Below are 12,941 nucleotides of genomic sequence, written 5' to 3'. Positions count from 1 at the left end.
GCCTTTCGCGGAGCGAAAGGGGACAATCTTACGCTTCAGGGATCTTGGATTCTTGCTGGGCGGGAGCGGGAGTTTCCTTCTTAGCCAAGCCAATCAGGGCATCGAATTCATCGTCTGCGTCACTGGACTGGGCGTACTCCATAAATTCCGCTTCGGCACGTTTGGTATCCATGCCGGCCAGTTCGCGACTGACGCGGGCATTGGCGGACGATTTCTGGCGGAGTTCGCGGAGTTCGCGAAGTTCTTCGCTGGTGCGATCGTTCGACAGTCCGGTCATCATGTCCGCGATTTGCTTCTCTTCCGAAGCGGACAAGATGTCGGCCACGGCGTCGTGCTTTTCTTCCTTCAGTTTGTCCAAATCGCGCATGAGCGATTGAATCTGCGTTTTGTGTCCGCTGACATTGGCCACCAGTTGCTTCAGATCATCATCGATCTCGGTGGCCCGCTGTTGCTTTTCAGCCAATGTACTGGAGAAATCTTTGAAAGCTGCCTGGCACTTCAGGTACTCGGGATCTCGTTTGACTGCTTCGCTATCGCCGTTGTATTGATCGACCAGTTTCTTGGCCTTGGCCGCCGCGCCGGAGCGGAGCTTTTCGAGCTTGCCGATTTCTTCGGTTACCTGACGCAGTTTTTCCTTCTTGGATTCCTCTTGGGCAATCATCGCGCTGACGGCGTCTTTGTATTGGTTCAGACGCTGACGCTTTTCATCGATGATGCGATCGTAGTTGGCAGAAACTACTCCAGGATTCATACGCAAGGTTTCGCTAGCCTTGTCGACGCGAAAGGTCATCAAGTACCAAACGGCTCGAAAGTACTTGCCAACGGCTTTGAACATGTTGTGGCTCCTCTGCTACTGCTGACGTGCTAAGTTCTGGTGGCCCAAATGCCTGGTCAGTTAGGCGCTACAAATTTTTTGGGCCCGGATAATTTTATTCTCGAACGGATTCAGGGCTATCCAGTTGCGTCTCAGATTCCAACTCGCGCAAACGCTGTTCGGTCAACTTGGCCACGCGCAAGGTCGTTTCCAATTCACCTCGTAGGGTACTTAAGTCCGCGCGGATATCTTTCTTAATCAGGTCGTTGAATTCGCGAATCGTCTGTCGCAGGTGGTCGATGGCGGTGGCAACTTCCTGCATCAGTTGTTCTCGCTCCGATTCAATCTTGCGACGCGTCGCGCCACCGAGCTTCATCGCCAGGCGTCGCAAGCGCAATGACTCGCGCAGTTGATCGACACAGCCTTGGAAGACTTCGCCAATTCGATCACCCAATTGCTGACTTCGACCAGCTACACCAGCCTGGTTGCTCACCTCCGCAAATTCGTCGCGCAAAGATCTTAACAAAGTCAAATAGTCTTGTGTGCGGGGGTCGCCATCCGTCACCAATTGAGAGTGCAATTGATCTAGTTCCGCTTGAGTCGCCAACTGCTTCTGAGACAAGTGCAGCTTCATGGCCGCCTCCGTGATCTCTTCGATTTTGAAGATGATGCGCGTGGCCATCCATCCTAGACCACCCAATATACCAGCCACGGCCACAGCGCTGAGATAGTTGACGCCGCCACCGGCCCAAGAGAGCAAGCCGGCGCTGATCCCGGCCACAATCGGCAACACCACACTGGGGGCAAAGAAGAGTTCTGAGATAACCTTTTTCTTAACCGGATCCATGGGGCGCCCAAAAGCAGGTCAGTATCTGTGGCATAGGCTTTCAGCCAATCTTGGCTACTTGCAGTGTTTCTCTGCAGAAACTCCCAGCCCTGGCCACTACCAGCGAAAGACTAATATGGTATCTGCCCAAACACAAAGGTGACAGACATTTCGCCCAGACTGTCGCCAGTTTGTGCTTTGATTCGTTGTGGTGGTACACCTTTGGCCACCAGGTAATCGACCGCCGCAGCGGCGCGCGCGCCGGCTAGCTTGCGATTGGCCTCGGAATCACCGACCGAGCCCGAATTGCCGACGACGCGCACGTAATAGGTGGGCCAGCTATTCAGCTTGTCGATCAACTCATCCAGCACCAATTGACTGGATTCGGTCAGGGCTGCCCGACCCCGCGCAAAGATCAGCGGTGGTGAAGAGACTGTGCCCACCGGCGCCAGCTTGTTCCACTGGTCCTCAGTCAGCTCCGGTAACAAGATTCCCGAACGAATCTTTTCCGAAGTGCTACCAGGCACAAAGCCTGAATCGTTGAGCTCACGCAGTACGCGCTCCGTGAACAGCTTGGTCGAGTCGATTTGTTGCGCATCCGCTGGAAAGGCTTTGGTGTCGACCAATACGCGTTTAACGCGATCGATCATGTCTTCGACACTGGGAACCGATGAGTTGACCAAACCAAAATGCGCCAGGTTCTCTTGCGTGTTTTTCCACTGGATACCTTTGACCAGTTCCGCCGCTTGAGCGCTTGTTAGCGGGGATCCAATGGCCTTGGCGTCGGATTCGATCGTGGATGTCCACGTATCCTTCTCGTTGGTCTCATACAACACCGTAAAGTAGGCTTCCAGCACTTGGCGCACGACCGTTTGATTCTTGATCAAGAAGTCGCGGCTGACGACCAGGCTGTCGACGATGTAACCACTTTGACGCGACGTATCCAGCAGTACGCTCATATTTTCGTTGGCCTTGAGCTGGCTGACGTAAGGCTCCCAGGTGACGTACACTTCGTTGCCACCGGGCTGGGCAGCTTTGTAACGACTGATTACTTCTTCACCGCTTTTGACCGACAAAATGGATTGAGCTGAAACACGGTCGAGTTTGAAGTCATGCAGCAGTACGCGAAACAATGTTTCGCTGGGCGAGCCACCCACCAATACAAACCGCGTGTCCGGTCGGTTGAGCGAGTCGATATTCGGAAAGCGTTCGCGATAAGCTAGAATTGCATCGGCCCCGCGCGTCTCATCGATCAAGGCAACCACCGTCGCGGGCATGTTCTTGCGCGCCGCTGTGGCTGACAATAACGCATCGATTGGGAAAGCAGACATTTGCAAGCGACCGTCGGCCAGCGCGCTCAGCCGCTCACCGTAGTTGGCACCATCGTCCACAATCTCTAGCTTGATACCTTTCGATTTCAATTGACTGGCCAACCCAGGGCTGCGCAGCAGGGCATAACCAGAGAATCCATCCAGCCCCAGTTTGATTGTGTGCTGATAACTGGTCGAAGAACTGGTCGCATCGACGATCTCCTGCTCACGCTGAGCTTGCTTCGCCTCTTCGGAGGGCTTCCACCAAAGCCGATACAAAAGTACGGCGATGGTCAGGATGACTAGCCAGACCAGCGAAGCCAGAAATATTTTAGCTTTACTCACAGCGATACAACCTGTTGGTCAAACACTCGTCACTCCGATGACTCGAAAACCCTGCAGACCGATTCTTAGCTCTTCGTATGATTCTTGACTGCGTTCAAGACGATGGCGACGACGATCAGCAAAATGAAGCAGAAACTCCCGAAACAACATATCGTACTCAAGATCGCGCTGACTACCGTACCGACTCCGCTTTTCGGCTGGGCCGTGGGAGCGTTCCCAGGTGTTCCGGTTGAAAAGGGCGGCACATTGCCTGGCACGTTGGTCATACCGAGATCTGAGGGAGCTACTGCGGCGATGGGGTCATTGCGCGGCGTGGATAGTCCCTTAACGACCTCAGAGGCAACATCATCAGGCATACCGCTGATCAGGTCGAAATCGGCCTGAGCCGCTTGATCGTTGCTGCCCGTTTCTGCAAATACTTCGCTGAGCGCTTCGGTCAAGCTCTGAGCATTGTCGGCCGAGCGATACGTATGGGAAGACTGGGCCAGCGAATGCTGCTCCTTCATGGCTACCCCGATCACATCCAGGTTGATACCGCGAGAGACAACATCTGGCAGAATGCTGGCCAGGAACGGCGCATCGGTCGCTTCGCCATCAGTGACCACTAACAGTCGGTACGTTTCAAAGGGCTCATGCGCGCGAAGCTTCAGCAGTTCATCCGCACCTTCTTTGACGAATTGCCCTAACGGCGTGCCACCTTTGGCGCGGACTTGTTCCAGCAGCGGAGCCCAACGGCTGGCATCGGGCGATCCGATCGGCAACATCCAGTGGGAACCTTTGACAGTCGAATTGAGCGTTAATACGCCGACCTTGGTATCGTATGGCAAGTTGCGCAGCACGCTGGCCAGCGATTGCTTGGCCGCAGCCATTCGCCGCACATTTTTGTCCATCTGCTTGTCCATGGAACCGGAGTCATCCAGTACCACTACGACAGTTTGCCCGGCGCTCAGTGGCACACATGCCAGCGCAAGCATCAAACATAACGTCCCCAATGCCGATCGGCGCATCGCCGCGCGGAAGTTGACGTTGTGAACTGATCGTTTAAACAGTTGCATCAGGATCAACTCATATCTTTGTTGATGCGTGGTCACAGGGGGGAAGGTTAGGATGCAGAGCACACAGGCTGGAAGCCTATGCCACATTGGACACAGGCTGGAAGCCTATGCCACAGGGGCGCTAAAAATTGAAATCGGTGGGCGTAATCGATTCTGCATCGACTTTGACGATGCGGAACTCCACGCGCATGTTTTCTTTGGCTTCGTCCATCGAACGCGGTTTGGCGATGACCGGTTCAGAGATACCAGCGCCGACCGGTGTGATCTGCGACAAGTCAACCGTGACGCCTTGTTGTTTGGCAAACGACAGTAGCGAAGCCTTGACCTTGTCGGCTCGTGCCTTCGAGAGTGCCAGGGCGGCTTGCATCGTGACCATTGGATCATCTTTGCCACCACCCACTGCGCCCGACTCGATCATCTTCATGACTTCTTTGATGTTGCCTAAGTCCAGCGGCTGCTCTTTGTAGAAGTAACGATAGTTGCCAGTGGTCCCCGTTTGCTTGATCAAGCCGCGTTGCATGCCCGCGGTAATAAAGTCCTTCAAGGTCTTGGTAGGATCCGAATGCCCACGAACCACGACGCGGGCGTTACCGAATGTCGAAGCGGCCTTTAGAGCCCGATTGAATTCTGCACCATAACGATCAGCCGAAAACTCTTGTTCGTTGGGTTCGAAGTTGATGGTAAAGCTGACGATGGTGTTGGCGTCCAGGTTGGCACCGAAGAAGACATCGGTCGATTCGGCTGCTGAAAAGCGCTCAGCCGCCGTCGGAGCTTCGTAATTCAACCCGGCCAACTTGGCGATCTCGTGATAGTCCAGACCACTGGGCTCAAAGCCCAGCCGCGACTTGGCGTATCCCCAACCCGTCGCCAGATCCAGCGCTTCTTTCATCTTCGCTTCGTAGCCGCTCAGATTGCCGCTTTGTTCGAAGAATGCAATCTGCCCAGGTAGCCCCACAAAACTGCAATCCAGTAGCAAACCGTGCGCGTCGACTTCCAGCGTCGGTAGCACAGCTGGGCCAAAAATCTTTTGGCTGAGAGTCAACAGACTGCGATATTCACTGCTGAGCTTTTTGGAGTCTTCAAAACTCTTGCGCATAACCACCGTGCGGTTGGTGGCGTTCAAATAACCAGCCACAAACTTTTTGACTTGTTCCTTGTTGGCTTGATACCAGTCATGGCGCACTGCATAGACGTCCGCAATCGAGCGGCTCATCTGTTGCGTGCTGTTGATGACGTGCGCCCCCTCCACCGTGCCTTCGGCTCCGCTGCCGACTGCATCAAAGCCACCGGTCAGTCCCAACATGTCGGGAGTAATCACACAGCAGGCGTCGATGGTTTTGTCTTTGCGAAACAGTTCGGCCGCTCCTTCGGGGCCCGTCAAATCCTTCGTCCAGACGATGGTGACATCACTCTTGGTCAACTGAGCCGCGCTGAGTGAATCATACAGCAGACCGACGTGCGGGCCACCTTGCTGACAAGCTACCTTTTTGCCTTTGAGGTTGTTCAGACTCTTGATGCCTTCGCGCGAGACGATGTGGTCGCCGGCACTCCAAGACAATTGCAGGATAATAACAGGCTTGGTTCGCGGATCGGCGCTCAGCACTTCACTGGCTTGACCCAGCATGTGTACCGTGCCGCGCAAGAATGGTGTCTTGCCCGTCATGTAGTTCTTGACTTGACCAACGAAGTCATCGCCCGGGACCAACTGCAGGTCCAAGCCCAGCTTTTGATACTCCGAACCGGCCTGGGTTCGCAGGTCTCCGTTGGCCAAGAAGGTCGCAACGTCGCCGCCCCAGGTAATGAACGGTACGCTGATCGGCTTGGACTTCTCGACCGGGCCGACTGGTGTATTGCCGACGAGTTCCTGGAAACTTTGCTGAGCGGAGCCGACTGACGCAAATGTCAGGGCCACCAACATCAAGATGATTGTACGCATGCGAAAAGTCCTATTTTTCAGTAATCAGCCATCTCAAATCGAACGGTAAGCGCGTGAGCCACTTAGTGTAACGATTCGACTCTGAGTGTGGCTAAGGATTCGTCAGTTTATGCACGGGGTCTCCGGCCGCCTAACGGATGCCCAGCTGTTCTAAGTGGCTGATTTCTTGTTCCCATTGGGCGCGCTGCTCATCGGTTACGTTGGGATCGGGCAACAAGCTGCGACGCGTACAATTGACCAGGGCCTGCAGAGTCTGGTAACGCCTGGTTTGTTCGATAGCAGGCTGGATGAAGTCCCTCACAATCGCCTTCAGTTCTTCTTCGCTGCCAGGCGGCAAGGCTTTGATTTGGCTGCGCAGAGCCGAAAAACCAGCGGCGGAAAAACCAGTCGGCAGACCATCTTTGTCAAGCCAGTCAACCAGATTGGTCCCTACTTCCCCAGCCGGTTTGAGCATCCATTTGATGAAGTCGACGCGGTCTTGGTCGGTGGGATCCAGCACCGGGATGATCAAATCACCCACGCGTCCCGGACGTCGAATGTCAGGCGACAGCAAGTGAATGCGCGCTGTCATTAGCAACCAAATCACTTTGCCACGCAGACGCGGATCGCTCATCATTCCTTGAATCTTGCCGGTCAAGCGCCGTTCGGTCTCATGCGTCCCTTCACCCACTCCGCCGAACTGCGTATCGGCTTCGTCTACAAAGATGACGACCTTCTCCAAGGCCTCCAACACCCGCCTGAGCCGTTCAAAGATGACATCGGTTTGTCCGAACCATTGACTACGAATGCTCTTGAGTACCAACACGGGCATGTCCAGTTCCGCAGCCACCGCTTCGAAGATAAACGTCTTACCGCCACCGATGGGACCAGCGATGGCCGCGCCGGGCAGCGCTCGGTCATCGGGCAATCGCAAACGCGGCATCATGTAGTCGGTCAAGAACTGCTTTAACTTGGAGAACCCAATAACGTCTTTGAGTGTATGCACAGGTTTCTTGAACTCGACGACATCGTCGCCCAGTTGAGCTTGAATGAACTGTTCGACTTGCAAGACAACATCGGGCCGGGAAACAGGCCGCTGGTTGTAGGCTGCAGCTAACAGCAATTGCCGCAGCGCATGAATGCTTAGCCCCGCAGTGCCTTCAGCCAACCAATTCGAATGTCCGCTGCTCTCGCTCGCGCCGGACGGTGACTGCGGTGAATCAGGAACTGGAATGGTCGCCGTGGTCGGTTGCCGCAATTGATAAGTCGTGAAGTGAGCCCGGGCTTGCATATCCGGCGCTGGTACATCGACCGAGAGCACCTGAGGCAGCCGACTAATCCGCGGATGGATCAAACTGCGCGATTCGCATAGCAGACACACGGTATCGCGGCCGGAAAAGAAGTCTGGATCGCTGAACCAATCGGTCACAATCGCCACGCGGCGCACCAGCATATCGTTCATTTTCGCCACATCGCCATCGCCAGCTGGCAAAAGCATGTCTGCCGCCTCGATAAAGATCAGCAGATTTTGTTTGAGAGTCTGACGAGAACAGATCGTTAACTGACGCAGAAACTCGAGCGCTGCGGTGGCATTGCCAATTGCATCACGCATGTATTGATCGAACTCGCGGCGACGCAATTCAATCTTGGAACTTTCGTTGGTCAGATCCTTGATTGGCAGCGACCCGGCATCCACGCCCGTCTTCCAAGCCGCCCAGGCCTCGCGCAACTTCGATCGATCTTCTTCGCTCAGCCGCACTGGGCCATTGAGTTCGTACACCACATGTAGAATGCCAGCTACCTTGGTTTTAGTGAGCAAGAACGAGACCAGCGGCACGTACTTGTCACCATCGAAGTATAAATCGTTGACATTGCCGGCGATGATGATCGAACGGGCCTGGCCCGAATTAATCATTCGCGCAAGCTGAGAAAAGAACGGGTAAGTCGGAGCAGTAGTCTCGGCCTGGCTAGTCGACATGCTAAATTTCTATTTTCATTTCTTGTGTGGCAATCAAAGCCGACATTCTAGCCTGCATGTACCCCAGCCTTCTAGCCTGCGTCGTAGAGCGGCTGTCCCCAGCCGCTCAGCACCCGGCAAGTCGCTGACCTGGACGTTGAACTGCTTCGAATGGCATGGACTACAGCGCTTAGCAGCTTCCTTCTTTAAACGCAGAGAACGCAGAGTCCGCAGAGGAAATGCGGAAGATTGGACTTTCCGGTACTACTTGATTCGTATCAGACTGCCCTTCTCTGCGATCCTCCGCCTCTCTGCGTTTGAAATTTTTCTACATAAGTTTGCCGAGGTCGCTGTTGCCTAGGGCCTGGCGGACGTGGGCGATCTCTTCGGGACGATTCTGGCTGAGTTTGAATTTGCCTTCGACACGCGTGATTTGCAGCTCCACACCCACGATCGACTGCATCAACTTATCGCGATACTCCGTCGGGATATCATAATTCCAGCGGTCTGGTCGATCCGCTTCATAGAAGTCGACCAACTGGGACAACATCTCGGCGAACCGCGTCTGATCGGCCACCTGTCGGCCGTAACCGTAGACATGAACCGCGGTGTAGTTCCAAGTCGGTACATTGGGCGTCGATTGATAGAAGCTGGGAGAGATGTATGCGTGCGGTCCGGTGAAGATGGCCAAGGCCTCGGTAGTTTCATTGAAGTGCCGCCACTGTGGATTGGCCCGCGCCATGTGGAACAGCAGCAAGCCACCCTCGCCGGCCGGCCCTTGCAGCAGCATGGGCAAATGCGTTCCATGCGGCACGCCAGCCTCACAGGTGATCAAGGTGGCAAAGCTATGTTGGCGAATGAAGTCTTGCAGAACTTGTGGGTCGTCGACTTTGAAACTGCCAGGCGTATACAACTGCTGACTCGCTTTAGTTTCCTAGTTTCCCGGCCGCCCAACTGATGCCTTGCACTAGTACTTTGCGGAAGTTCTTATCAGCAAATGTTTCGTTGCTGTGACCATAGGTCGTACCGAAGACACGCGCCTGGCCATATTGGTTCGTCCATAACACTGGATGCGAACTGCCATCCTTCTCACTGTTGGACGTCGCCAGCACGGTTGCTTTGGGCCACACTGTCTCGATGATGTACAGTTCATCTTTGGGCGTTACCCAATCGGTTTTCAGCCCCTGCGTGATGGGATGATCGGGCGCGACAATTTTGACCGGGTAGTTCGATTGATGATCATGCCGCCGACTGGTCACACCCAAGAACTGTCGCCAGTCATCGATCGAGCTGGCTCGATAGGTATGCATCGCGCAGTGAATCACCACCGCGTTGGCTCCGTTGTAGTGCGCCTGCGTGATCTTGCGAATGTATTCGGGACTGAGGGTATCGGCGAAACATTCGTTGTGGATAACCACATCGTAGCCTTTGGCCCAATCGGGATTGTTATACAAATCAATCTCGGCTTTGGTACCTTTGCCGCCTTCGTTAATCACTGTCCATTTGGCTGCTACGTTGTTTTCTTCGAATGCTTCGCGCAGCGATTTAGTTTGAAATTCGTAGTCGTGGCAACAGCCGCCGGTGATCAGCAGAATATTCACCGGCTCGGCACCGGCGATCGTGGTTGAGAACAGCAGTAGTAAAGCCAGAGCCAATGTTCGCATGATTTTAAGCCGCCCGGTGTAGTGTCTCCTTTTGCTCCGCAAAAGGATGTGCCTTTCGCGGAGCGAAAGGAGACAAAATTACTTCAAGCACTCTGTTATTCTAGTCAGCACTTCAGGCGACGCTACATTCTTGCGGCCGTTGGCGACCATAATAAAGTTGTCGGCTAGGACTTCATCGGGGTGAATAATGTAACCAGTGTTGTTGCCGATCTGGGACATGTAACCTTCGGTGGTCTTGGCGTCGAGCAGGATTGGTTGGCCGACCTCGAGCAGCGGTTGGGTGGGCTGTCCGGCTTGCGGTGGCTGGATGACGAGTAGCTTGAAGTTCATGTAGCTGAAAAACTCGCCGCCCTTCTCTGCATCGTACTTAGCCGTAGAGAACAGAATCGGTACGGCCCAGACGTTGCCCGCGTTGTGCTTGACCTGGATGCAATGATTATTAAACGGACCATCTGGATTGGTCAGCTTTAGATCTTGCATCGCTTCAGGCAACTCAACCTCGTCACACTTCTGAAAGCCGATCGTGCTGTACAGCTTTTCACGCAGTTCAGCGTCGTTGCGCGACAACACATGGAACAACTCATGCAGCAGCAGTGACTCACGTCCGCGTTTGGCACTCGCCAGTCGCTTAGGCAAGATGATGGCTGGGCCGCGCGTGTAGGCCGCGCCGCCTTCTTCCAAACCGGTGGTTTTGATCAAGAGAACCGGTTTGGGCAGGTTCAATTTGAACCCTTCCAGTTTCTTGTTGATAGCCTTGAGGTCCTCAGTCAGCGACTCGCGCTCCTGGTCGGTCCAATCAAGTGTCTGTTGGCGCACGAACTGGAGGTATTCGGCTTCTGTTACAGGCTTGGCCGCTTTCAGCCGGGCGGCGCGATCGAAGGCACTGAGAGCATGGACAAAATCATCAGCCGCGCCTAGAAACTCTGCGGCTTGGTCCTGCGTGGCAAACACAATGGTTGTTCCAGCCAAGGGCACGTCGGCTTGCACAGTCGCGCTCACGAGCATCGCCAAGCTCAAAAAGACCGACAGAGTCGTGGTTAGGTTGCAGCGGATGATGAAGGTCTCCAACTTGATTTGGTTCGTGAGATGCAGACTGAAACCGAAAGCCGAAAGCGGTCGGGAATCAAGTGCCCTTCAGCTGTGGTTCTAATTCTACGAAACGCTTGGGCGTCTCACCGGGTTTACGTCTTAGTTGCCCGCAGGCGGCCTGAATACGATCGCCTTTGCGTTCGCGGAATTGGACGTTGATACCTGCATCCACCAGGATCTTCCGAAATTGGGCGCGGGCCACCGACGAAGGCGTTTCATACGGCAAACCTTCAACTGGGTTGTACGGAATGACGTTCAGCATACTCGTGCGGCCCTTTAGCAATGCGGCTAATTGCTCGGCGCATTGCGGCGTGTCGTTGATGTTACTCAAAAGCACATATTCGAAAGTCAAACGACGACTGGTGGCTTGAAAGTAACGTTCAGCCGCAGCCATGATGTCATCGATGCCGATGTTCTTGTTCACGGGCACCAGTCGATTGCGCAGTTGGTCATTGGGTGCATGCAAACTAATGGCTAGGTGAAACGGTGTCGCATGCGCGGCCAGTTTGTCGATAGCCGACGGTAGACCAACTGTGCTTATCGTAATGCGTCGAGGACTGATGCCCAGTCCAATGGGTGACTTGGCAACTTCGAGTGCGGCCAACACATTGTCCAGGTTCGCCAGTGGCTCACCCATGCCCATCATGACGATATGGCTCAGTCGTTCCGTGGGCGGTAGCAATCGTTGCAGGCGAAGCATTTGCTCGAGGATCTCGCCACGCGTCAAGCTGCGTTCGACGCCATCGAGTCCGCTTGCACAAAAAACGCAACCCATCGCACAGCCTACCTGGCTGCTGATGCAAATCGAACGACGTTGCCCATCCCGCAACAGAACACACTCGACGCGACCGCCATCGGGCAGCTGAACTAAGAGCTTCTCGGTGCCATCGTCGGCGGACTGATGAGCGACAACGCTGGTGGTCCAGAAGCTGAATGCCTGCGACAGTTGCTCGCGCAGGTCCTTCGGCAAATCGCTCATATCATCAAAGGATTCCGACCTCCGCTCGTAGATCCAGGCCAGGATCTGCCGCAGTCGAAACGACGGTTGCCCGGCATCCTCCAGCCACTCTGCCAGTTGTTGATCAGTTTGATTGAAAATATGCGGCAAAGTCAAAGTCGACATAAATTGGCAAGCAGTATGAAGGTCGTTCAGTTCGGAAGAGTATTATAGCTGCTTTTGTGTAGAGCGGCTGTCCTCAGCCGCTCAGCACCCGGCAAGTCGCTCACCTGTAAAGCTGGTCCATGGGTCGGAAGAAACTCTGGTTAGAGGGTGCTGCAGTAGAGCGGCTGTCCTCAGCCGCTCAGCACCCGGCAAGTCGCTCAACTGTAAAGCTGGTCTTTTGGTCGGAAGAAACTCTGGTTAGAGGGTGCTGCAGTAGAGCGGCTGTCCTCAGCCGCTCAGCACCCGGCAAGTCGCTCAACTGTAAAGCTGGTCTTTTGGTCGGAAGAAACTCTGGTTAGAGGGTGCTGCAGTAGAGCGGCTGTCCTCAGCCGCTCAGCACCCGGCAAGTCGTATACCTGTGAAGCTGGTCCTTTGGTCGGAAGAAACTCTGGTTAGAGGGTGCTGAGCAGCTGAGGACAGCTGCTCTACATTGTGGCACCCGGCAAGTCGCTCAACTGTAAAGCTAGTCTTTTGGTCGGAAGAAACTCTGGTTAGAGGGTGCTGAGCAGCTGAGGACAGCTGCTCTACATTGTGGCACCCGGCAAGTCGCTCAACTGTAAAGCTGGTCTTTTGGTCGGAAGAAACTTTGGTTAGAGGGTGCTGAGCAGCTGAGGACAGCTGCTCTACATTGTGGCACCCGGCAAGTCGCTCACCTGTAAAGCTGGTCTTTTGGTCGGAAGAAACTCTGGTTAGAGGGTGCTGCAGTAGAGCGGCTGTCCTCAGCCGCTCAGCACCCGGCAAGTCGCTCAACTGTAAAGCTGGTCTTTTGGTCGGAAGAAACTCTGGTTAGAGGGTGCTGAGCAG

The 12,941-nt window shown here is 54.6% G+C and carries 10 protein-coding genes; all 10 read right to left on the bottom strand.

Translation table 11 applies throughout. The features are described from left to right. Positions 1-28: 28 nt before the first annotated feature. Entirely contained in the window at positions 29-835 is an 807-nt protein-coding gene (locus SH573x_RS13525) for a PspA/IM30 family protein (protein ID WP_479355838.1), read from the bottom strand. Between the two features lie 94 nt (positions 836-929). Next, positions 930-1,661, bottom strand: coding sequence for a hypothetical protein (locus SH573x_RS13520; protein ID WP_479355836.1), 732 nt, complete (start codon positions 1,659-1,661; stop codon positions 930-932). A 110-nt stretch (positions 1,662-1,771) separates the two neighbouring features. Further along, complete coding sequence (locus SH573x_RS13515; protein WP_479355834.1) at positions 1,772-3,295, bottom strand: OmpA family protein; 1,524 nt, start codon at positions 3,293-3,295, stop codon at positions 1,772-1,774. Between the two features lie 65 nt (positions 3,296-3,360). Further along, a complete protein-coding gene (locus SH573x_RS13510) occupies positions 3,361-4,350 on the bottom strand; it encodes a vWA domain-containing protein (RefSeq protein ID WP_479355832.1) in 990 nt (329 codons plus the stop codon). A 121-nt stretch (positions 4,351-4,471) separates the two neighbouring features. Continuing rightward, positions 4,472-6,286, bottom strand: coding sequence for an ABC transporter substrate-binding protein (locus tag SH573x_RS13505; protein ID WP_479355830.1), 1,815 nt, complete (start codon positions 6,284-6,286; stop codon positions 4,472-4,474). Positions 6,287-6,416: 130 nt separating this feature from the next. Further along, the gene (locus SH573x_RS13500; protein ID WP_479355828.1) at positions 6,417-8,243 is read right to left on the bottom strand and encodes an AAA family ATPase; all 1,827 of its coding nucleotides are present in this window, start codon (positions 8,241-8,243) and stop codon (positions 6,417-6,419) included. Between the two features lie 307 nt (positions 8,244-8,550). Then, positions 8,551-9,135 carry an FMN-binding negative transcriptional regulator gene (locus SH573x_RS13495; protein WP_479355827.1) on the bottom strand — a complete coding sequence of 195 codons (585 nt, stop codon included), beginning with the start codon at positions 9,133-9,135 and terminating at the stop codon, positions 8,551-8,553. Positions 9,136-9,148: 13 nt separating this feature from the next. Further along, complete coding sequence (locus SH573x_RS13490; RefSeq protein WP_479355825.1) at positions 9,149-9,886, bottom strand: ThuA domain-containing protein; 738 nt, start codon at positions 9,884-9,886, stop codon at positions 9,149-9,151. A 78-nt stretch (positions 9,887-9,964) separates the two neighbouring features. Further along, positions 9,965-10,885 carry a hypothetical protein gene (locus SH573x_RS13485; RefSeq protein ID WP_479355823.1) on the bottom strand — a complete coding sequence of 307 codons (921 nt, stop codon included), beginning with the start codon at positions 10,883-10,885 and terminating at the stop codon, positions 9,965-9,967. A 124-nt stretch (positions 10,886-11,009) separates the two neighbouring features. Next, positions 11,010-12,098, bottom strand: a complete 1,089-nt coding sequence (gene rlmN, locus SH573x_RS13480; protein ID WP_479355821.1) for a dual-specificity RNA methyltransferase RlmN — start codon at positions 12,096-12,098, stop codon at positions 11,010-11,012. Positions 12,099-12,941 lie beyond the last annotated feature (843 nt).

It is taken from the genome of Rania fehmarnensis, from assembly GCF_056494185.1.
Note: the sequence above shows the minus strand (reverse complement) of the source record. Positions and strands in the feature narration are given on the sequence as shown.

Coding starts and splice junctions, on each gene's coding strand:
- SH573x_RS13525 (WP_479355838.1), bottom strand. CDS start 835: ATGTTCAAAGCCGTTGGCAAGTACTTTCGAGCCGTTTGGTACTTGATG.
- rlmN (WP_479355821.1), bottom strand. CDS start 12,098: ATGTCGACTTTGACTTTGCCGCATATTTTCAATCAAACTGATCAACAA.
- SH573x_RS13490 (WP_479355825.1), bottom strand. CDS start 9,886: ATGCGAACATTGGCTCTGGCTTTACTACTGCTGTTCTCAACCACGATC.
- SH573x_RS13505 (WP_479355830.1), bottom strand. CDS start 6,286: ATGCGTACAATCATCTTGATGTTGGTGGCCCTGACATTTGCGTCAGTC.
- SH573x_RS13520 (WP_479355836.1), bottom strand. CDS start 1,661: ATGGATCCGGTTAAGAAAAAGGTTATCTCAGAACTCTTCTTTGCCCCC.
- SH573x_RS13500 (WP_479355828.1), bottom strand. CDS start 8,243: ATGTCGACTAGCCAGGCCGAGACTACTGCTCCGACTTACCCGTTCTTT.
- SH573x_RS13510 (WP_479355832.1), bottom strand. CDS start 4,350: ATGCAACTGTTTAAACGATCAGTTCACAACGTCAACTTCCGCGCGGCG.